Here is a 22,166-nt window from a genome sequence, read left to right as displayed (position 1 = left end):
CTGCTCATACTAAAGGCAATGATTGTAGGAGTGAAGTCAATGAATGAGACATCGGTCGTTATTGTAAGGTCGATTATTGCTTTTGGTACATTACTTATATTTACACGATTTTTAGGTAAACAAACAGTGAGTCAAATCACATTCTTTGATTACATTTTAGGTATCTCGATTGGTTCTATGGCCGCAAATCTTTCAGCAGACATCGCGACAGATGCTTGGCCATATTGGGTGGGGCTGTTTACATGGACGGTTCTTGTATTATGTCTGCAAAAAGTAACAATGAAGTGGCGACAAGCATCAATCTATTTCGATGGGGAGCCTGTCATCGTTATTATGGATGGGGAAATTATGGATGAAGTTATGAAGAAACTGCGTTACCGTATCTCTGATCTCCAAGAACAACTAAGAGAAAAAGGGATATTTGATTTAAAAGAGGTAGATTATGCAATTGTAGAAAAAGATGGGCAAATATCCGTGTTAAAAAAAGCGGATTATTTACCAGTTACCCCAAGAGATTTACAGTTAAAGTCTACATATAAAGGAATAGGGACGGAATTAATTTATGATGGTGTGCTTGTCCGCAATAATTTGCAGCAATTGCAAAAATCTGAGGAATGGCTGATGAAAGAATTAAAAAATCGTGGATATACAAAAATTAGTGATATCTTTCTAGCGATTATTGATAGCAACGGGATGCTCTTTATTGACGCTTATCATGATAAAATGAAAAAACCCGTAGATATAACAGATTTTAAAGGATTGAAGTAAATGAAAGAGTTTATTCTTTATAAATTGATTCCATTACTTATATTGGCTATTTTTATTTTTACAATGAAGTCTGGAGATTTTCTTAAACAACCACTTGTTGATGGCGATGATGTAATAGGGACGCTTTCTTTAGTTGAACAATCAATTCACGAAGGCGATTGGAAAAGTGCAAAAAAACAAATCAATAGAGCCAAAGAAGGGTTTTTAACTGTTCAGATGCGAGTGCAGTTTTCTGTAGAGAAAAATGAACTGAATCAAATAGGCACAAGTTTAAACCGAGCAATTGGCTTTATTGATGTTCATGATAAGGGAGGAGCTCAGGCTGAAATAGAAGAAATCAAATTTGCATGGGAGGGGTTAGGAAAATAAAATAACAGTAAGACCTTTAAATAAGAGAAAGAGGAGAATGATTGATGTTGGCTAAGAAAAAAGTAGTTTTAACAGGAGGGGGATCAGCGGGGCATGTTACCCCTAATCTCGCCCTTATTACAGAATTACAGAAAGAAGTCGATTTTTTTTACATAGGTTCGAAAACAGGCATTGAAAAGGAGTTAATCGCAAAGACCGAGGTCCCTTATTTTTCAATTTCCAGTGGGAAATTAAGAAGATATATAGACTTAGAGAATGTAAGGGATATCTTTCGCGTCATGAAAGGTGTAATTGACGCAAGGAGAATCTTAAAACAGATAAAACCTGATTTGCTTTTTTCAAAGGGTGGATTTGTCTCAGTCCCCGTAATAATTGCTGCTAAAATGCTAAAAATACCAGCATTTATCCATGAGAGTGATTTAACACCCGGATTAGCAAATAAAATTGCCCAACGGTTTGCTGAAAAAGTGTTTACTTCGTTTGAAGAAGCGAAAGCTTATTTTCCGCGAGAAAAAGTGTTTGCCATTGGCTCACCAATACGGCCAGAAATATTTAACGGCGATAAAAACACGGCCCTAAAGTTGCTTCATTTTTCTAGTGTAAAGCCAATTATTACTGTTATGGGTGGTAGTTTAGGTGCCAAAAAGATAAACGAACAAGTTCGCAAGGAGTTACCAAATCTATTAGGTAACTATCAAGTTGTGCATATTTGTGGAAAAGGTCAAGTTGATGAAAGTTTACTAGGGAAAGCAGGTTATAAACAATTTGAATATATTCATGAGGAATTACCACATATCCTTGCCGCTACTCATTGTGTAATCACAAGGGGTGGATCCAATGCGTTATTTGAATTCTTAGCACTAAATATGCCCATGCTAATCATTCCCCTATCTAAAAAACAAAGTAGAGGTGATCAATTGTTAAATGCTGAGTCTTTTGCACAAAAAGGATTCGCTAAAGTAATCGAGGAAGAAGCAATTGGTTCCTTATTACAAACGTTAAGACAAATGGAATTGGATAGAGCAGAAATGATTGCTAGTATGAGCAAATCTCCTTTGACGAACGGTTTAAAAGTTATAGTGAATGAGATTAGGGAAAGGTAATTGTTGCAAATCTATTTGAAAATGTTTGTCAAAGCATGGTATAGTATTCTACGGATAAATAGGAAATAGACATCTAAAAAAGGATGTTGTAAATGGGATTATTTAATAAAATTTTTTCAAAAAAAGAACAAGTTACGATAGAATTTTGTGAAAAGAACCTCGATCGTTTTTATACTGATGAAGACTTTGCACTTTTTGGCCCTTTTCTTTCTAGTAAAGAGGTATCTTACAAACAATATGAATGCCAATCACATTGTAAGCAATGCAAGAAAAGTCCATATGCAATAGTTAATGGCGAGTTTATACAATGTGAAACACCCAGTGAACTATTATCGCAAATGAAAGAACAGAAATAAGCAGGTGGAAGAAATGACAGAAGAAAATAATCAATACCGCGTCTTACTCTATTATAAATATGTAACAATCGAACACCCTGAAGCCTTTAGTAAACATCATTTAAAAGCATGTCGTGAGCTCGGATTAAAAGGAAGAATCCTTGTTGCCAAAGAAGGTATAAACGGTACGGTTTCAGGCACAGTGGAACAAACAAATGCGTATATAGATATGATGAAAAACGACAACCGCTTCAGTGATATGGTCTTTAAAATTGATGAAACGAATGGACATGCATTCAAGAAAATGCATGTCAGACCTCGTAAAGAAATAGTGACATTAAAACTTGAGGATGATCTCAATCCTAATGAGATCACAGGCAAATATTTAGAGCCAAAAGCATTCTTTGAAGCAATGCAAGCAGAGGATACTGTTGTTATTGATGCAAGAAATGATTATGAATATGATATCGGCCACTTTAGAGGGGCGATTAGACCGGATGTTGAAGCATTTCGTGATTTACCTGATTGGATACGTGAACATAAAGACCAACTTTCTGGGAAGAAGATTTTAACATATTGTACAGGTGGCATACGTTGTGAAAAATTCTCTGGTTGGTTAGTAAGAGAAGGTTTTGAAGATGTGAATCAGCTACATGGTGGCATTGTCACATATGGTAAGGACCCAGAAGTTCAAGGAGAACTATGGGACGGTCAATGTTATGTATTTGATGAAAGAATCAGTGTGCCAATTAATCAGAAAGAACATACCATTGTCGGAAAAGACTATTTCACTGGTGAATCTTGTGAACGTTATGTCAATTGTGCTAATCCTGAATGTGATAAACGTTTTATGACGACAGAAGAAAACGAATATAAATATTTACGGAGCTGTTCGGATGAGTGCCGCACACATCCTGATAATTTATACGTGAAAGAAAAGGGTTTAACAGATGAAGAGTGGCAAGAGCGATTACAGAAGATAACAATTGACGCATAAGAAAAAGGCTCATAACCAAAAATGGGAATGGGCTTTTTTCTTTGATTAATCGATGATGGGGAATTTATGAGGATCTTTAAGGTAGCCAAATGCCATTTTGATTTGTTCTTCCGTATTTCGATTAAGGGATAGTGGAGGTAAGTTGTTTTCAGGAAAAAAATCAATCGCTTCGGTTTCTATTCCGCAGGTAGCTTGTCCGCCCGTAATCTCACATAAAATAAATATTTTATAATAATGGAAGATTTGTTTGGGATGCGGGTGCTTATTCATATCCAACAAGGCAATGAGCTTCTTCGCAACACAAATAAAACCTGATTCTTCTTGAATTTCTTTTATAACATTCTCACTTGCAGATAAGCCAACATCACAAAAACCACCTGGTAAGGACCATTTGTTATCAACATTTTCTTTCACTAGCAATATTTTGTTTTTCCTGAAAACAACGCCTCGTACGTCAATTTTCGGTGTTTGATAGCCTGATTCATTACTTAATACGGCCACAATTTCGTCTGTTGATTGTCCTGAGTACTCACCTATGATCTCAGCACTCAGTTCTTTTAACTGCTCATACCTTTCAATATCATAGATATCTTTTGAAAAAGCTAAGCCTGATTGTGCAATCGCTTGGATTTTCCTCGCCCATGTTAACCACTGGTCGCTCATTATCTCATCCCCTTTGATAAGCTTTACACAATGTTTATCAATCATCCAATTCGGTATTTGCTTGTAGTTGAAACTCCGTCGTTTGGTAAGCTTTAGATGTTTTCGGAAATCCCTGATTCTGATGAACCTAACATAGATTGGCATTCATGATGAGAAAGTGTACGCTCATTAAATGTTAAACATCTTGTTTAACGCAGCGTTACAATTTAATGTGTTGGCTAACGTACCATCGAAATAAATGGAGGACTGCTTTCATAAAGTCACCCTCTCACTCATTTTATCCCAAGTTTAACAAAATAAGGTGGAAATAAGGAGTTTTATTTTCTAGTTACTTTTTATACTTATTAGTTGAAAAAGTAGATAAGGTATTCTAAAATATAGAGTGTAAATAGATTTTACATATTAGGAGGAATTCAAAATGGCTAAACACGAATTACCAGCATTACCTTATGCAAATGATGCGCTTGAACCACATATCGATGCGCAAACAATGGAAATCCACCATGATCGTCACCATGCAACATATGTAAACAACTTAAATGCTGCATTAGAAGGACATGACGAGTTAGCTAGCAAATCTATTGAAGAACTAATTGCTAACTTAGACGCTGTTCCTGAAGATATTCGTACAGCTGTACGTAATAACGGTGGCGGACATGCAAACCACAGCTTGTTCTGGACACTTCTTTCTCCAAACGGTGGCGGTGCACCAACTGGTGACGTTGCTGGTGCAATTGAAGAAGCCTTTGGTAGCTATGATGCATTCAAAGACCAATTCGCTAAAGCTGCAGCTGGACGCTTCGGTTCTGGTTGGGCATGGTTAGTATCTGAAAATGGTCAATTATCTATTACAAGCACACCAAACCAAGATAGCCCAGTAATGGAAGGTAAAACACCAATCCTTGGTCTTGACGTTTGGGAGCATGCTTACTACTTAAAATATCAAAACAAACGCCCAGATTATGTTCAAGCATTCTTCAATGTTGTGAATTGGGATGAAGTAAACAAATTATTCGCAGCATCAAAATAAGGATGTTGATCAGGGACCCAAAATTTGATTTTGGGTCTTTTTTATATGCAAAATGAGAGGGAAGAAATAGTTAAGAATTTACTGATGTAAAAGTAAATACCAAAAACACCAAACACCTGAGGAATATAGAAAAAGAATAGCAAATAAAAAAATATGCATAAAACACCTATGAAAACAGTTAAGAGGAGTGGACAAACAGAAAATTTATTCCATATTGTGTAAATGTAAGTGAAGGGAATATACAAATAATTGCAAGATATGAGGGATATTGAAGGGCTTAAAAAGTGATAAATGTACACTGTTGTTCTTATAGGGATGTATCACAATAAAAGATAAATACATAAAAGAAACTAAGTTAAAAGTAAAGCCTAGAAATCGAAACTGGGTGAATATAAAAGAAAAACTATTACTCTAGCAAGTAATAGTTGAATCAATTAAATTTAATTTTAAATTGACAATGATCATGGCCTTCTGTTTTGCATCTTACACGATGCACTTGATTTGTGTTTAATGCTTGCTTGAACAATTGGGTTTCACAATGACAAGCTGTTTTATACGATTGGGCAATGGAAAGAATGGGACAATTAAATTCTGTAAGCTCATATTCGTCTGTTCCTGTTTTCAACAAGTATGCCATATAGCCTTTTTCATTTTGTATGTTTAATAATGTTTGCATTTTCATATCAGGGGCTTGTTCTTGTAATCTATGTTCGTACTCTTCCACTAGTCGCTTTTCTCGTTTAATAAATAAGTTTTCAATCGCTTCACTGCCATATAATTCTTCAATATCAAAGAGAAATTCAAGTGATAGACCTTCATAATTTTTTGGAAAATAATGTTCGCCTTTACTTGTTAAATAGTAGAACTGAGTCGGTCTACCTAAGGCTTGTTTCGTTTCTTTGGACGCGATTAAACCGCTATTCTCTAATCCGGTTAAATGTTTTCTCACCGCCATATGGCTAATATTCAGGCGCTCCTTAAGGTCGTTGACAGACATGGAAGACTCTTTTTTTAATAAAAATAACACTTTATCTTTTGTTGATTCAGCATGAAATTCCATTCTATCACCTCAAGTATAGTCAATATTCGCGTGGCAATGGCCGGTTTGACAATCATACTTATTATACTATATTGTATAAAAAAACTTAAGAGATAATCATTGCCAGCGGAATTTTTAGAGAAATAAGACATTTCGATTGAGTGCTCATTCAAACATTTGAGATAAATAGTTTAGTAGGGGGAATAAAATGATTTATCCAATAACCATACCGACAAAAAGTGATTTGCGTTCTTTTAATTTTTTTCTCGTAGAAGGTAGTAAAGGATTAACTTTAATAGATGCTGGAATTAATCATGAAGCATGTTGGCAGCAATTTCTTCAACTATTACAGCGCCATCAATTTCTGTTGGAAGATATCAATGAAATCATCCTTACTCATTCACACGAGGATCATACAGGCTTGATTACTAGAATTATTGAAAAACACAACATCCCCGTTTATGTTCATGCTGAAGCGATTCCTCGGTTAAAGAGGGAAAAGTCATTTTTTGAAAAAAGAATTTCCTTTTATGAAATATTATATCGTGAAATGGGTTGTGGCAAGGAAGGTGAAAAAAGAGTACAGCAGCTCAAGAATATCGTCATAGAAAAACAAAACGAGGGATTGCATGCTGATTATAGAACGTTAAGTGAAAATGATTATATTATTAATAGAAAAGTAATTGAAACACCAGGACATGCTCCTGATCATATCGCTTTAATAGATGAAAGAAACAATGTGATGTTAGGTGGTGACCACCTTATCGCCCATATATCAAGTAATGCTTTAATTGAACCTTATATGAATGGTGAAAGAAGAAAGACGGTCCTTGAGTATGTGGAGTCACTGCAAAAATGTTTAACCTATGATATTGACTATTGTTATAGTGGGCATGGTGAACAAATAACGAATCCACATCTACTTATACATAAAAGGTTGAAAGGGATAGAAAGAAAAGCTGAAAAATTCCTATCCTATGTTTCTGAAGCAGAAAAAACAGCGAGTGAAATTGCCCGGTATTTTTACCCGGACAAATATTATACGCAGTTCAGCCTTGTTATGTCAGAGGTAATTGGTCACTTAGATTATTTGGAAGAAAAGAACAAAGTAGAGAAGGGAATGGAAAATGGAGTTTGGCGGTATAAAACCGTTAAGCACATTAAGTAGAAAGTTTTTATAGGGGAAATGGATTTTCTCATATGGAACATTTTATGAGGTCCAATCCCCCTTTAGCTCTGTTCTCTTAATATTAAATAACTCCATATACAACTCTCTCTGTCAATGATAGATTAATATCGTAACTGCATAGTTAATCTCAATTTCTGGTGTTGGATTAGACAAATACCTAAATACAATAGGTAGGAGACGGGCAAAGGGGATAACAAGCTTTGCATATGATTGGGTTGCTAATAGTAAGCTTGAAAAATCACTTTTTCCGCCTAAAATAATGGTAATAAATACCTCATTTTTACTAAAAATGTGAAAAATGAAGGAATATGACTATATTTAAATAGGGCATAGGAAACTTAATTCCAACCATTGATTCCTTTATGTTTGACGTAAGCTTTTCTTATAAGTCTAAGCAAATGAAGAAAAGTCTAAATAAAGGGTTGAAAGGAGCAGATTTACTATGGGAGTGAAAAGAAAGCTTGCATCTGGGATGATGTCAGCAGCACTTGGATTGGCTCTGGTTGGAGGAGGAACATTTGCCTATTTTTCCGATGAAGTAACGACGAATCATGTATTTGCTGCTGGCACACTAGACTTATCAATTAATCCTGAGGTTGTGTTTCAAGTTGAGAACATCAAACCGGGTGACACAGTCACGAGAGAGCTTGTTTTAAGTAATAGTGGTTCGTTGCCAATTGAATCCGTTCACCTGCTCACAAATTACCAAGTATCGGATGAATTATCTGATAATACAGAAGATTTCGGCAAACATATTCGTGTAAACTTTTTGTGGAATTGGGAGAAAGAGTCAGAACCTATTTTCGAGACAACTTTGTATGAATTAAAGAATATGGACCCTGATATTGTTCAAAGAGACCTATGGGATCCTTTATGGAAACAGAATAGTGGCCTAGCTCCAGGAGAAACAAATGAGATATGGGTACAATTCGAATTTGTTGAAAACGGTGAAGATCAAAACCAATTCCAAGGGGATCAGTTAGATCTAGAATGGGTATTTAATGCTTCACAAACAGCTGGTGAGGAGAAGTAGAGTAAATGAAAATAAGCAATGGGGAGGCGTTTTTGCATGTCGATAAAAACGAAAGTATTATCAACAGCATTCATTTTAGGGATGCTAGCGAGTCCTATTCAAGGGCAAGTTTATGCAAATGAATCACAAACCAAACTGTATAGCGAATCATCTCAGCTTACTGAGCATATGAAGGTAAGTGAGACTGTTGAGCCTAAACAAATACTTGAAAGCTATCTACTTTCTAAAAGTAAGCAATTCAATTTATCTAATAAACAAATGAGCGAAAATTTCACAATAAAAGATTATGAATTTATTAAAAATGAAAACTTTCATCACTATCGTTTGCAACAATTATATAAAGGTATTCCTATATATGGAGCAGAACAAACTTTTAATATTAGAAAAGATACTGATAAAGTTACTTTTTATGGTGAAGTCGTTTCAGACATCGATATTGACCTAAAAGCTACAACCGACCAAATAAGTGAAAAAAAGGCTATTTCCATTGCAACAGCAGGAATAGAAGCATCAATTGGCGAAGTAAACCAATATGATAGTGAAATAACAGCAGAAAAATACATTTACAAGTTTAATGATAACTATTATCCTGTTTATCTTGTGAAAGCTTCCACCACCTCTCCGGAAGTAGGGTATTGGCATTACTTTGTAAATATAGAGACTGGGCAGATTATTGATTCCTTTAATGCAGCAAATGAAATAACGGCATTTGGTTATGGTGTATTCGGAGATAAACAAATGTTTAAGGCATCTTACATTGATGGTTTGTTTAAAATGTATGACCAAACAAGAGGTGATGGGGTCATTACATACGATTATGATAATAATATTAATGAAGATATTGTTAGTAGAAGTAAGTTATTTACCGATGGTGCTGCAGTTGATGCTCATGCCAATTCTCAAAAGACATACGACTACTACCAAAAAACCTTTGATCGCAACTCTGTAGATGATCAAGGGCAAAGATTACTCTCCCGTGTCCATGTTGGGGATAATTGGAACAATGCTTCTTGGAATGGTGTATATATGTCTTATGGAGATGGTGATGGTATTAGATTTCATCCGCTAGCTGGTGGTCTCGATGTGGCTGCACATGAAATGTCTCACGGTGTCATTCAACATACAGCAGGGTTAATTTACCGCAATGAATCAGGTGCGTTGAATGAATCATTTGCTGATATATTCGGTGCTATGGTCGATCGAGATGATTGGATTATCGGTGAAGATATTATGGCGAATGGGGCGATTGGATTACGCTCTATGGAAGACCCAGCTAGTTTAATTGAGAATAGAACACAACAACCTTATCCAGATCATTGGGATAGAAGGTATACAGGCTCTCTTGATAATGGTGGTGTCCATATTAATAGTAGTATTAATAATAAAGCTGCTTACCTTGTCTCTGAAGGGGGAGAGCATTACGGAGTGGAAGTAACTGGTGTTGGCCGAGAAAAAACAGAACAAATTTATTATCGGGCCTTATCGGTTTATTTAACACCAAGTTCAACATTTGCCATGATGAGACAAGCTGCCATCGATGCTGCAGAAGATCTCTATGGTGAAGATTCAGCGGCAGTTACTGCAGTTGAACAAGCTTATAACGCTGTTGGCGTTCAGTAATTAAAACATGCTGGGGAAATGATCTTTGTTCCCCAGCCCTTGAAAGAAAAGGGGATATAACATGAAGCGCAATGGAAAAATTGTTTTATTACTCTCTGTTCTGTCTATCTATTCTCTCATTTTGACTTTCCATTCAGTTTTAATAGGACAAACAAAAGCAAGTTATACATATTCAACCTCCGTTGATGTAAATGTAGAGAGTAAAGTCTGGTCATCTAATGCAGAAGTAGGCGATAGTGAGAAAAAACGAGAGACAGAAAATGAGCATGAAAAGGAAAATGACCAAGGGATAGAAAAGCAAGAGGATGAAAAGATGCCAAAAGAAGATAAGCAACAGCAGGAGGAGCAAAACGAAAGTACTGAAGAAGAAGAAAAAAAAGTCGATGTTGAACATAACCAAGAAGAACTGGAAGAAGAGGAAGTTAGTAACGAAAAACCATCTTCTGATGACGAAATTGAACAAACACTGGAAGAAGAGGAAGTTGAATAAATGAGAAAGGTACTTAATTGGTTTAGTACGGCTTTGACAGTTTTCTTAATGGTGATAGTTATCGTGTTAGCGGTTGTTGTTGTTGTTGCTAAAGCATCAGGCGGGGAACCAACAATTTTAGGGTACCAATTAAAGTCTGTGTTATCTGGTTCTATGGAACCAACGTTTCAAACAGGTGCAGTTATTGCCGTTAAACCATTAGAGCAGGATGAAAAGCAATCTTTACAAAAGCAAGATATTATCACTTTTCAAAGTGAAGAAGGTCCTGTTACCCATCGTATTCATAATGTTATCCATAGTGGCGTGCACACCATGTATGAAACAAAAGGAGATAATAATAATACAATTGATAAAGATCTCGTACTTTCCGACAATGTAACAGCTAAGTATACCGGCTTTACTATCCCTTACGCAGGCTATTTTACACAATTCGCACAGTCTAGGGAGGGAAGCGCGTTATTATTAATTGTTCCAGGTGTTTTCTTACTTATATATGCTTTATTTTTAATTATAACGGGTTTAAAGTCCATTCAAAATCAACAGTAAGGAAACCTCACGAGAACAAATACCTAGGAGGTTTCTATTTTATATTTCTTATCGATTGTTACTAGGTATTGAGATCAATTTAAAGTAATAAATCGTGTTGAAGCAATATAAATGATGGAATAGACCACATTAATCGGGAGTGTATAAATTCAACTGATCTAACGATAATGTGTCATTCACAGCTAAAGGTTTCAGGAGAAAAATGAAGATAAACGCCGTGCTATATGCACGGCGTTTATCTTATATTTACACTTTTACCGACTTTTTTCCTGTCGTTTGCACATCTAATACATCTAGTAAGAAGACAAACACTGGTATACCGACAATAAGTCCCCATACGCCAAAGAAATGTTCGCCAAAAATCAATACGATAAAAGTATAGAAGACAGGTAAATTGGTTTTTGATGACATTAGCTTTGGATTAAGTATATATGCTTCGATTGCGTGAATAATCATAATAACGACTAATAAATAAATGACTAGCATGAATCCACCAATCGTATATCCGATTAAACTTAATGGCACCAATGATATAATCACGCCCGCAACTGGTATTAAGCCTAAAAAGAAAATAAGAATAGATAGTCCCATTAAATGGGGGAAATCCATTATCCATAGTGCAAATGTTGTTAATGCACAGTTCACAAGGGCAATAATAAATTGTGCCTCAATTACTTTGCCAAAAGTTTGAACAAACTTAGAACCAAAGTAAGCAATCTCATTATAAAATGGTGCAACTTTGCTATATTTGAATTTGTTTGTAAAGGCCATCAATTTCGGCTTCTCTAAAACGAAGAAAATACTTAAAATAAGTGAAATCAAAAATTGTATGCCAAATGAACTTATATCAGAGAAGTATTTCAGTAGAACCGTGACCCCTTGTTCTAAATAAGATGATATTTCATTTCGTTCATATAATTCAGTAATATAGTTCATGATAATATTGTCGTGCTTTTGGCTAAAGAAGCTTTGCATTTGTCCAATCAGTTGCGAGATTTCAAAAATAATAACTGGTAAATATCTGCTGATTCCAACAGTAAATATCGCAATAATGAATAAGTAAAGACCGATTACTGTGAATTTTCGATTTATGTTCACTTTCTTCAAGACAAGATTTACTAAGCGGTCCATTAGAAAGGAAATAATAAACGTAATAAGGATGACATTAATCATACTTCTCATTAAAAATAAAGCGAATACGAGAATTGCAAAAATAATAACTCTTTTAATCCCGCTACTTTGTAACCAATTCTTGAAATTTTCCATTTTCACATTCCCCCTATAAAATCTTCAACAATAAAGCATCTTTTTATATAAGGAGATTAGATAAATAACTGGATTGATACTGGACGGGTAGTTGAAATCGATCCTGTTTTGATTGTTGGTTCTCCTGAATGATGCTATGGGGTTCTTCTAAGCGAACAAAATCATTGATTTTATGTACAATAGGATTATTTTCTTCTGGTATAACCATCTCTGTAGGCCTTTTAAATGTAGCAAAAGTAGCCTTTATTTGAACATCATCATCATAATGTAAAGAACGATGCTCGTTTATATCCTCAGTTAAAAATGGCGTAATGAACATATAGCAAATGAACATCATTGATAAACATATCTTATACAAAACCTACATCCTCTCAGTATTTCCTTATATTTATTATTCTATCCTACTTTTTTTTAATTTCATATATTTTTCTTTAGATAAAAAAATATAATAGCTTGTTCTAACATATGCACAATACGTGTCATAAATGTACTAATTGGAATAAAGTGGTTTAGGACAATTCTACTTTCCATCGAATGATTTTAAGTAAGTCATGACAAAATAAGAATTCATCAAATGTGTTGAGGTGAAATGATGAAAAGTCATATGCGAAAGATAACTGTCGTTTTCTTTATACTTCCTATCATTGGATGGCTCTTGGGTTTATCGCTATTTCCTAGCGCTTATGCCACATCAGCAGCTCCAGTAAAATTACGGATTCTACAAACAACAGATATGCATGGTCATATGATGGATGAAAACGATGAAGGCGAATCTGTTAGCGATTTTGGACTCGTTAGAACCGCAACCTTAATTAAAAGTGAACGTAATGAAAACAAAAATGTCCTGTTATTTGATACTGGTGATATCTTAGAAGGAAATGCATTTGCAGATTATATATTTCAAACAAGATTGATGCATTTAGGACAAACTCACCCGGTTATTCATGTCATGAATACACTACGGTATGATGCCATGACACTCGGAAATCATGAATTCAATTATGGTATCGGCTTTTTAACAGAAAGCTTAAGAGATGTGACTTTTCCAATTGTAAGTAGCAATATATACAATGAGGATATGACGAAAAACATCTTTGATGATGTTTCATATATGAACCCATATGTGATTCTTGATCGGACATTGGTCGATGCAAATGGGGATGAACGTGCAATTAAAATTGGAGTGATTGGTTTTTTAACCCCCATTGTCGCCGATTGGAATAGTAATTACTTTAAGCAAAAGTTAAAAATGAGGACAATTACTGAAACGGCCAATCAGTATATTCCCCAAATGAAAGCAAAAGGAGCAGATATCATCATAGCTTTGGCTCATGTGGGTGTGAATGCGGATAAGGGCCTTGCGGAGCAAGAAGGGAATAGTGTCAATGAATTAAAATCAATTGAGAATATTGATGTGATTCTATTTGGACATAGTCATAATATTTTCCCAGAAAAACCGAATGAATGGCTTCAATCTCAGACAACACCATTCATTGTTCAAGCGGGGCATTGGGGAAATCATTTAGGAAGAATAGAACTTGAGTTAACTTATGATGGAGAACAATGGATTATTGAAGAAGGAGCTACTTCTGTAATCCCAATTTATAAGCAAGTTAAAGGAAAAAAAGTACCTAATGTCGCCAAAGATAAGCAAGTAGAGGCATTAATGAAGGGTCCCTATAATGAGTTAAAGAGTTTCCACAAGTGGCACGCGCATTGATTGTAAACGGAAGAATGGCAAATGAAAAATCAATATATAATAAAGTGAATATATGAAGGATTTCAGTTAAAAGTTGAGGAGTTTAAAACTCCTTTTTTCTTAGTCTCATTTTGTATAAATGATAACGCTATCGCAAATGTTGCAGTTTTTCCTAATTTTGATAATTTTAAAAACTGTAATCTTTGATAATCTGGCCCGATTTCTAAAGTATGCGCGGAGCCGAACTTCTCTACTTTGGCAACCACTAAAAATCAGGCAAGTAGTATGTTTGTGAATGAACACCTTCTTTAATCATTGTCACTATTTTTTCGTGTTTTGTCTTTAACACCGTAAGATAGATTTCTCTTTTTCTGAAGGCTAAAAGGAAGTGTAATGAACATTTTTAGTTCTTCTGACCACTTTCTTTGCCTTGCTAGAGTTAAAAAAGGCATACCAAAGGATTTGAGTGTAGATAAGTGGATAAATACACAAATTAATGAAAGGATAAAACCAAAAATACCAAAAGCATAACTTATTAATAGAACAGCCATTCTCAAGAAAAAGACATTACCCGTAAGACTGGCATTGACGAGAGTAAACCCTGCGATGGCCGTTATTCCTACAACAATGAGTAGCGTCGGCGAGGTTATACCAGCTCTGATTGCTGCATCACCAATGATTAATCCCCCTATAACTGCAACTGTTTGTCCAATTCCTTTTGGCAGTCTTGCACCCGCTTCTTTAAACAACTCAAACATAATAAAGATTGTAATCATTTCTAATAATGTAGAAAACGGCAAACCCATCTTTGCAATCGTAATAGTGGCAATAAACGGCAAAGGTAATTGTCCAACATTATGCATAACGAGTGCTGTATAAAAACCTGGTAAAAACACCGTCAGGAATAAGCTTAGTAATCGTATCATTCGTTCTACTGAGGAGTAATAAAAGCTAATATTACTATCTTCGGCTGTTTTAACAAGGAAGCTTAAGTTGATGGGGGCGATAATCACAGTCGGGGCACCATCAATAATAATCGAAAATCTTCCTTGATTGAGTGATTCAACAACAAAATCAGGCCGACCTGAGAAATTTGTAAGTGGTAGTAGGGAGAATTTATTATCCACAAGTAACTCTTCTAATTCATCACGACTCTGCAAAATATCGACATCAATGTGATTTAGTTTCTCTCGCACATTGTTAATTATTTGTTCATTCATCACATCTTTAATATACAGAAGTGCAACCCTCGTATTTGACCTACGCCCAATTACAAACTCTTCATTAACGAACGAGGGGGTTTTTAACCTTTTACGTACAAGTCCAAGGTTAGTGTCAATATTTTCGATAAAGCCGTCTTTTGGTCCCGTTACTGATACTTCAATAACAGATTCTTCGGGTTGTCTATTGGGCTCATCTTTCACATCATAATAATAAATACGTTCACGGAAGTTTGATAACACAGCTAATTTACCACAAAATACTTGATTTATTAATTCTTCTTTTGTTAATTTAGCTTTTAAACTGTAATCACTTTGTATGTAGTTATAAAGTTTTTCATTGTCATTATCCTCTTCCATAAAAAAAGGAATCACAAGAGAGTGGACTAACTTTATGTTTACAATGGGACGACAATAGATAATAATCAACTCTCCCTTAGGAGTATGCCGAACAGGAACGCTTTTGATCTGTATATCTGCAGAATGATTAAAAACTTCTGCTAACTTTTCTTTTGTAAAAAGGGATTGATCATACAAGCTCTTTAACCTCCTAGGAATAATTGTTTATTCTTAAAGATATATATAGAAACCATAATAAATTGAATAGGTAGAACAATCGTTGATATGGGTAAGAAATAACGAAAAACAAAATTATAAAATAGGTCTTGGTCTAACGGCATAACAACTGCAATGAATAACAAAATAAAGATGATAGAGATAGGTGTTCTGTTTTTCTCCCCTTTCGTAAGAATTTGAGAGGTGAGGTAGATAAAAAATCCAATTCGAATCGTAGCACCTGATAGCCATTGGAAAATTGCAAAAAAGTCTGTATGAGAAATATATCTTCCAATAGATATGATTCGCCACTCTTCAAATGCTGGGTACCTAAATTCGGAAGCGTATTTTGGACCAAATTCCACTATCGCTCCAATTGCCGGCCCAATCATTAATCCGATAATAAGTACACCCAGAATGATTAAATGTTTAATTTTAATCATTCCTTTCATATGGGGTAGGAAAAATAAAACAAAAGCAATCTCAATAATCGGTAAGCTTGTGTAAAACATCCCTTTTAGAATATCTAGTACACCCTCTTGGAATATGGGTAATAACAACTCATAATGTTTTTTCTTCATATTGGCGAAAGAAACAAAAAATCCTAAAAATACGACTACTGGAAGTAACAAGCGGCTAATAATGGCCATTGATTCTACACCGGAAAAACTACAATAGAAGCAGGCAATTAATAGTACACCACCAATGATCATACTGGAGAAATTCTGCATGAAACTTAACTGTGACCAATAGATAATTTCTTTTGTAGAGACAAAGGCAGAAATTATTAAATATAGGAGTAAAGGGAAGAATAAAATATAGAATTTGAATCTCCCTAATTGTTCACTAATAATTCGAATAAATGGTGTTCCTTTAACTGTTTGTCCCACTTTATAAATAAGAGGGGTGAATAGAATCAAAGGAATAATGGCAAGTAACATACTGATCCATGTATCGCGTCTAGAAGTAGACAATACAGCAGGAATAATTTCAACATGAGCAAACAAGCCGATGCCGAGAATCATAATATAGGCAATGCTAATAAAGCTTAGTTTTTGATTCAAAATTACTCACCTGTTTTTTTCCTTATTGTTTCAGCTATTCCAATTATTATGCGCAGATAAAAATATCTATATATATTTATTATTGTGTATTGATTATCAGTTTTTTTTAATCTAGAATTACTAAGGAATATCTTATAGAAGAAGGAGATTGGAATGTCAGACCAAACTATTATTCGTTTTGAAAACGTAACAAAGCAATATGACAATGACCCGGCTGTCTTAAATGATGTTTCATTTGAAATAGAGCGTGGGAAATTCTATACTTTGCTCGGTCCTTCTGGATGCGGAAAAACGACCATACTTCGCTTAATTGCCGGATTTATTTCGCCATCAAAAGGTAATATTTATTTTAATAATAAAAAGGTAAACGAAGTACCTGCAAATAAAAGACAAGTGAATACTGTCTTTCAGGATTATGCACTCTTTCCTCATTTAAATGTCTTTGAAAACGTGGCATTTGGACTTAGAATAAAAAAATTAAAATCTGAAATGATTAACCAAAAAGTGATAGAAGCTTTGAAATTTGTGAACTTAGAAGGATACGAAAAAAGAGAGATAAAAGAGATGTCAGGTGGGCAAAGGCAACGTGTTGCGATTGCACGAGCGATTGTTAATGAACCTGAGCTTATTCTTCTTGATGAACCATTATCTGCACTAGATTTAAAGTTACGAACAGAAATGCAATATGAATTGCGAGAATTACAAAGAAATTTAGGCATCACTTTTATTTTTGTGACACATGATCAAGAAGAGGCATTAGCGATGTCTGATGAAATTTTTGTTCTGAATAACGGTAAAATAGAACAGAGTGGTACGCCTAATGATATTTATGATGAGCCGATTAACCGTTTTGTTGCCGACTTTATCGGTGAATCTAATATTGTTGAAGGTGTAATGGTTGAAGATTATGTCGTTCAGTTTACGGGCAAAACATTCGATTGTGTCGATGGCGGTTTAAATCAAAATGAAACGGTCGAAATTGTCATTCGCCCAGAAGATTTAGAAATTACTAGCCCTAATGTAGGTAAGTTAAAGGTGAAAGTAGACTCACAATTATTTAGAGGCGTACATTATGAGATAAGTTGTTATGATGAAGATGGCAATGAGTGGCTCGTTCACTCGACAAAAAAAGCAATTGTCGGAAGTGAAATTGGTCTCAACTTTGAGCCAGAAGACATACATGTCATGCGTCTTGGTGAAACAGAAGAGGAATTCGATAAGCGTCTTGAAGCATATGAAGAGGGAAGTTATGAAAGCTAAATCTCGTAATTATTATTTAATTCCTTATGTTTTATGGATTGCTCTTTTTGTCATCACACCAATCGTCCTAGTCGTTTATTATTCTTTTTTTAATATAGAAGGTGAATTTTCGTTAGAGAATTACCAAAAATTCTTTACACCAGTTTATTTAAAAATGACACTTAGCTCCTTTTGGTACGCGTTTTTAATTACATTTTTCACGTTATTAATCGCTTATCCAACTGCTTATTTATTAACAAAAACAAAGCATAAACAACTATGGTTACTCCTTATTATCGTTCCTTCATGGATCAATTTATTATTAAAGGCTTATGCATTTATTGGTATTTTTGGCACATACGGAGCAGCGAATAAATTTCTTGAAGTGATGGGTGTAGCTGGAAAGCAAATTTTGTTTACAGACTTTAGTTTTGTGTTTGTCTCTGTTTATATCTTTTTACCGTTTATGATTTTACCAATATTTAATGCACTAGATGAACTGAACCCATCTTTTATTGATGCTTCAAAAGATTTAGGTGCTTCAAGCTGGCGAACCTTCTCTCGTGTCGTTTTCCCTTTGACTTTAGATGGGGTGAAATCTGGATGTCAAATCGTATTCATCCCTGCCTTATCTTTGTTCATGCTGACAAGGTTAATCGCAGGAAATCGAGTGATTACATTAGGAACAGCTATTGAGCAACATTTTCTCGTGACACAAGATTGGGGAATGGGGGCAACCATTGCTGTTTTCTTAATTATCTTTATGGTTGTCATTATGCTTCTTACTGGTAGAAGAAAGAGAGGCGAAATGAGATGAAGAAATTTAAATGGTCCTCTCTTTATTTAATCATTGTTTTTATGGTTTTATATGCACCAATTTTTTATTTGATTTTTTATTCTTTCAATAGTGGCGGTGACATGTATCACTTTGAAGGGTTTACATTGGATTGGTATAAAGAAATATTTAATGACACTAGGCTACTCATTATAGTATTAAATACAATTATTGTTGCCTTGCTTTCATCAGCAATATCAACAGTTTTAGGGGTAGCTGGCGCTATGGCCATTTATTATGCAAGAAGAAGAAGAACAAAAAATACTTTATTGTCGTTAAATAATGTTTTAATTGTTAGTCCCGATGTCATTATCGGCGCATCTTTTCTCATTTTTTTCACAATGATAGGTATAAAGCTTGGCTTTATTTCCGTCTTATTGGCACATATTGCCTTTAGTGTACCAATTGTTGTCCTAATGGTATTACCTAAGTTAGAAGAAATGAGTACGAGTATCATTTATGCGGCACTGGATTTAGGAGCAAGTCGATTAGATGTGTTAACAAAGGTTGTATTACCTTATATTACACCTGGTATATTTGCTGGTTTCTTCATGGCACTTACTTATTCTTTGGATGATTTCGCTGTCACCTTTTTTGTGACCGGTAATGGATTTTCAACTCTTTCAGTAGAAATTTATGCATTGGCGAGACAAGGGGTATCTCTAAGTATTAATGCTTTATCAGCCTTGTTATTTTTATTCACCATGCTTTTAGTTGTTGGTTATTACTTTATAACAAAGAAAACGAGCAAGATAGGTCGAATGGGGGTTAGAAAATGAAAAACCTCATACGTGCTTTGTCACTTGTATTAATTGTTTCTTTTGTCTTGTTGTATATCGTTCACCGCTTAAATACTGCACAAGGATATACAGGTGAGAACACGATTACTGTTTATAACTGGGGAGATTATATAGACCCTGAATTATTAGACCAATTTGAAGATGAAACAGGTATCAAAGTAATATACGAAACCTTTGATTCAAATGAAGCCATGTTAACAAAAATCGAACAAGGTGGAACTTCATACGATATAGCGGTACCTTCAGAATACATGATTGACAAAATGAAACAGGAGGATTTACTTCTCCCCATTGATCATGCACAACTGCCGAATTTGAAAAATATTGATCCACGTTTTCTTGATTTAGCTTTTGATGAGAACAATGAATATTCTATTCCTTATTTTTGGGGAACAGTAGGTATTCTCTATCATCCTGATAAAGTAAGTGATGAAATTGATTTTAAACAATGGGACGATCTTTGGCATCCAAGCTTGAAAAATGATGTATTACTTGTTGATGGAGCGAGAGAGGTCATAGGTTTTGGATTGAATAGTCTCGAGTATTCATTAAACGAAACAGATAAAGCAAGATTACTGGAAGCGAAGAATAAACTGGATACATTAACACCAAATATTAAAGCCATCGTTGGTGATGAAATTAAATTATTAATGCAAAATAATGAAGCGGCCGTTGCTGTTTTATGGTCTGGAACTGCCCAAGATGCGATGTGGGAAAATGAATCACTGGAATATATTGTTCCTGAAGAAGGATCGAACCTTTGGTTTGACAACATGGTCATCCCAAAAACAACAAAAAATAAAGAAGCGGCTCATCAATTTATTAATTTTATGCTAGATCCGAAAGTTGCTGCGCAAAACGCTGAATATGTAGGTTACTCAACACCGAATAAAGCAGCTCTTCCTCATATGGATGAGGAAACAACGAGTGATGAGCGCTTCTATCCAGATGAAGAGCAAACAGCTAAGTTAGAGGTATACGAGAACCTAGGTAAACAAATGCTTGCTTATTATAACGAACTATTTCTTGAATTTAAAATGCATCGTAAATAAACAATAAAATAAAAAAGAACAGAAAAGATCGTCATAGCAGCCGAAAAGCGGACAAATTTCAATGGTGGAATTTGTCCGCTTTTTTAATGGAAGAGTACAATGAAATGCTTATAAGCAACAAATGCTGTTCGTACTTTATGATTATTTTGGCGAAAACAATGGTGGCATTTAAAAATGCTGAGCCGTTAAATTTATAGGAAGGGTAACGGACGTGAGAGCTAGCCATGCTTGGATAAAGAATAAAGAACTTACTCTAAATATAAAAGAAATATATGGCAGTTGAAACTTTTTCTCTATAAAGCATTGAAATAACTGAAAAATTGTGATAATTTACTATAAATAAGAAGTTAACACTTCTAATATATTGCATAAAAAGTACAGACTTCATTTTGAGGTAGGTGTTCAGGTGAATCTGAAAGAAGTTATTACAGGGAGCTATGAAAAACTTTCGAAAACCCAGCAGAAATTAGCAAGTTATTTACTAGACAATTATCAAGATATAGCCGTATTGTCTGCAAGTGAATTAGGTAAAAAAGCAGGTGTGAGCGAAACCACTGTCATCCGTTTTTGTTATCGAATAGGATTATCAGGATATACTCAATTACAAAAAGAAGTTCGTGAGCAATTATTTCATGATAAAAGCAGTTTGGATTCTTATATTCAAATGAAGCAACCATTTGTTGGCGAACCACATTTTCTTGAAAAAGTGATGAACATGGATGCAGAGCGAATCACACAAGCCATTCAGACAATAGATGAAGCGAAATTTGATTTGACTATTGAGCAATTAAAATCAGCCCAAAAGATTTATATTATTGGTGCAAGAACATCATTTGCTGCTGCAAGCTGGTTAGCATTTACATTAGGGCTTGTGAAGGATGATGTCCATCTTATTCGAACAGAGTCCGATGATTTATTGAAAATCCTCCATTCGATGGATGAAACTTCAGTAGTGGTTTCAATCAGCTTTCATCGTTATGTGAAAAGCACGACTGATTTTACAAAGCAAGCAAAAAGCAGAAATGCCAAAGTTGTTGGCATTACTGATACGCCACTATCTCCATTAAAAAACAATGTCGACATTCTCATTCCACTTTTTTCAGGAAAGAAACCTACACTTGATTCTACTCCAGTGCTTTTTTCATTCTTGAATGCGTTGATTGCGGCAATGATGACAGAGAATAAAGCGTCATTTAAAGAAGAAAAGGATTACTACGATAAAGTATTCCATGATTATTTTGAGTCCAGTTAACA

At 34.8% G+C, this 22,166-nt stretch carries 23 protein-coding genes; 17 read left to right on the top strand and 6 right to left on the bottom strand.

All coding sequences use genetic code 11. From position 1 onward, the window contains the following. Positions 1-39: 39 nt before the first annotated feature. The 5 genes from MKX78_RS13320 (at position 40) to trhO (ending at position 3,572) form a co-directional block, all read left to right on the top strand. Entirely contained in the window at positions 40-768 is a 729-nt protein-coding gene (locus MKX78_RS13320; protein ID WP_095373096.1) for a DUF421 domain-containing protein, read from the top strand. Next, positions 769-1,137 (top strand): DUF4363 family protein, encoded by a 369-nt coding sequence (locus tag MKX78_RS13315; RefSeq protein WP_341051309.1) that lies wholly within the window; start codon positions 769-771, stop codon positions 1,135-1,137. 47 nt (positions 1,138-1,184) lie between these two features. Next, positions 1,185-2,240, top strand: coding sequence for an undecaprenyldiphospho-muramoylpentapeptide beta-N-acetylglucosaminyltransferase (locus tag MKX78_RS13310; protein ID WP_289435173.1), 1,056 nt, complete (start codon positions 1,185-1,187; stop codon positions 2,238-2,240). 92 nt (positions 2,241-2,332) lie between these two features. Then, positions 2,333-2,596 (top strand): DUF1450 domain-containing protein, encoded by a 264-nt coding sequence (locus MKX78_RS13305; protein WP_191814296.1) that lies wholly within the window; start codon positions 2,333-2,335, stop codon positions 2,594-2,596. A 13-nt stretch (positions 2,597-2,609) separates the two neighbouring features. Further along, positions 2,610-3,572: an oxygen-dependent tRNA uridine(34) hydroxylase TrhO gene (trhO, locus tag MKX78_RS13300; RefSeq protein ID WP_341051305.1), complete on the top strand. Its 963-nt coding sequence runs from the start codon at positions 2,610-2,612 to the stop codon at positions 3,570-3,572. 45 nt (positions 3,573-3,617) lie between these two features. Here trhO and MKX78_RS13295 read toward each other — a convergent pair whose 3' ends face one another. After that, the gene (locus MKX78_RS13295) at positions 3,618-4,235 is read right to left on the bottom strand and encodes an NUDIX hydrolase (RefSeq protein ID WP_224938337.1); all 618 of its coding nucleotides are present in this window, start codon (positions 4,233-4,235) and stop codon (positions 3,618-3,620) included. Positions 4,236-4,653: 418 nt separating this feature from the next. On the opposite strand from MKX78_RS13295, the gene MKX78_RS13290 reads away from it, so the two are divergent. Then, complete coding sequence (locus MKX78_RS13290; protein ID WP_095373101.1) at positions 4,654-5,265, top strand: superoxide dismutase; 612 nt, start codon at positions 4,654-4,656, stop codon at positions 5,263-5,265. 430 nt (positions 5,266-5,695) lie between these two features. Here the strand turns inward: MKX78_RS13290 and MKX78_RS13285 are convergent, their stop codons facing one another. Continuing rightward, the gene (locus MKX78_RS13285) at positions 5,696-6,325 is read right to left on the bottom strand and encodes a helix-turn-helix transcriptional regulator (RefSeq protein ID WP_341051301.1); all 630 of its coding nucleotides are present in this window, start codon (positions 6,323-6,325) and stop codon (positions 5,696-5,698) included. 187 nt (positions 6,326-6,512) lie between these two features. Here MKX78_RS13285 and MKX78_RS13280 point away from each other — a divergent pair, with 187 nt between their 5' ends. The 5 genes from MKX78_RS13280 to sipW all read left to right on the top strand — a co-directional run bounded on the left by MKX78_RS13280 (position 6,513) and on the right by sipW (position 11,182). Further along, positions 6,513-7,472, top strand: a complete 960-nt coding sequence (locus tag MKX78_RS13280; RefSeq protein ID WP_281202586.1) for an MBL fold metallo-hydrolase — start codon at positions 6,513-6,515, stop codon at positions 7,470-7,472. A 463-nt stretch (positions 7,473-7,935) separates the two neighbouring features. Beyond that, on the top strand, positions 7,936-8,526 hold the full coding sequence (locus MKX78_RS13275) for a CalY family protein (protein WP_224938334.1): 591 nt from the start codon (positions 7,936-7,938) through the stop codon (positions 8,524-8,526). A gap of 36 nt (positions 8,527-8,562) precedes the next feature. Next, a complete protein-coding gene (locus tag MKX78_RS13270; protein WP_341051296.1) occupies positions 8,563-10,146 on the top strand; it encodes a M4 family metallopeptidase in 1,584 nt (527 codons plus the stop codon). A gap of 61 nt (positions 10,147-10,207) precedes the next feature. Next, positions 10,208-10,636: a hypothetical protein gene (locus MKX78_RS13265; RefSeq protein WP_341051294.1), complete on the top strand. Its 429-nt coding sequence runs from the start codon at positions 10,208-10,210 to the stop codon at positions 10,634-10,636. Then, entirely contained in the window at positions 10,637-11,182 is a 546-nt protein-coding gene (gene sipW, locus MKX78_RS13260; protein WP_341051292.1) for a signal peptidase I SipW, read from the top strand. A 246-nt stretch (positions 11,183-11,428) separates the two neighbouring features. On the opposite strand, the gene MKX78_RS13255 is transcribed toward sipW, so the two are convergent. Both MKX78_RS13255 and MKX78_RS13250 read right to left on the bottom strand, forming a co-directional pair. Beyond that, positions 11,429-12,448 carry an AI-2E family transporter gene (locus tag MKX78_RS13255; RefSeq protein WP_341051290.1) on the bottom strand — a complete coding sequence of 340 codons (1,020 nt, stop codon included), beginning with the start codon at positions 12,446-12,448 and terminating at the stop codon, positions 11,429-11,431. Between the two features lie 43 nt (positions 12,449-12,491). Beyond that, positions 12,492-12,806, bottom strand: coding sequence for a hypothetical protein (locus MKX78_RS13250; RefSeq protein ID WP_341051289.1), 315 nt, complete (start codon positions 12,804-12,806; stop codon positions 12,492-12,494). A 234-nt stretch (positions 12,807-13,040) separates the two neighbouring features. Here MKX78_RS13250 and MKX78_RS13245 point away from each other — a divergent pair, with 234 nt between their 5' ends. After that, on the top strand, positions 13,041-14,168 hold the full coding sequence (locus MKX78_RS13245) for a metallophosphoesterase (protein ID WP_341051286.1): 1,128 nt from the start codon (positions 13,041-13,043) through the stop codon (positions 14,166-14,168). A 287-nt stretch (positions 14,169-14,455) separates the two neighbouring features. Here MKX78_RS13245 and MKX78_RS13240 read toward each other — a convergent pair whose 3' ends face one another. Together MKX78_RS13240 and MKX78_RS13235 are read right to left on the bottom strand one after the other, a co-directional pair. Beyond that, on the bottom strand, positions 14,456-15,904 hold the full coding sequence (locus tag MKX78_RS13240; RefSeq protein ID WP_341051284.1) for a spore germination protein: 1,449 nt from the start codon (positions 15,902-15,904) through the stop codon (positions 14,456-14,458). Between the two features lie 5 nt (positions 15,905-15,909). Then, positions 15,910-16,986 carry an endospore germination permease gene (locus tag MKX78_RS13235; RefSeq protein WP_251161709.1) on the bottom strand — a complete coding sequence of 359 codons (1,077 nt, stop codon included), beginning with the start codon at positions 16,984-16,986 and terminating at the stop codon, positions 15,910-15,912. Between the two features lie 153 nt (positions 16,987-17,139). Here MKX78_RS13235 and MKX78_RS13230 point away from each other — a divergent pair, with 153 nt between their 5' ends. From MKX78_RS13230 to MKX78_RS13210, 5 genes are all read left to right on the top strand, one after another. Further along, positions 17,140-18,246: an ABC transporter ATP-binding protein gene (locus MKX78_RS13230; protein WP_224936634.1), complete on the top strand. Its 1,107-nt coding sequence runs from the start codon at positions 17,140-17,142 to the stop codon at positions 18,244-18,246. After that, a complete protein-coding gene (locus MKX78_RS13225) occupies positions 18,236-19,042 on the top strand; it encodes an ABC transporter permease (RefSeq protein ID WP_341051281.1) in 807 nt (268 codons plus the stop codon). Before MKX78_RS13230 ends, MKX78_RS13225 begins: the two co-directional genes overlap by 11 nt. Continuing rightward, positions 19,039-19,839, top strand: a complete 801-nt coding sequence (locus MKX78_RS13220; protein ID WP_224936633.1) for an ABC transporter permease — start codon at positions 19,039-19,041, stop codon at positions 19,837-19,839. The genes MKX78_RS13225 and MKX78_RS13220 overlap by 4 nt, the downstream gene beginning before the upstream one ends. Next, the gene (locus MKX78_RS13215) at positions 19,836-20,912 is read left to right on the top strand and encodes an ABC transporter substrate-binding protein (protein WP_328198024.1); all 1,077 of its coding nucleotides are present in this window, start codon (positions 19,836-19,838) and stop codon (positions 20,910-20,912) included. Before MKX78_RS13220 ends, MKX78_RS13215 begins: the two co-directional genes overlap by 4 nt. A 406-nt stretch (positions 20,913-21,318) precedes the next feature. Continuing rightward, positions 21,319-22,164, top strand: coding sequence for a MurR/RpiR family transcriptional regulator (locus MKX78_RS13210; RefSeq protein ID WP_341051277.1), 846 nt, complete (start codon positions 21,319-21,321; stop codon positions 22,162-22,164). Positions 22,165-22,166: the final 2 nt, after the last annotated feature.

Source organism: Cytobacillus sp. FSL R5-0569 (assembly GCF_038007265.1).
In the GTDB taxonomy this organism is placed as follows: Bacteria; Bacillota; Bacilli; order Bacillales; family Cytobacillaceae; genus Cytobacillus; species Cytobacillus kochii.
The sequence above is the reverse complement of the archived record's forward strand: the minus strand, read 5'-3'. Positions and strand labels throughout refer to the sequence as shown.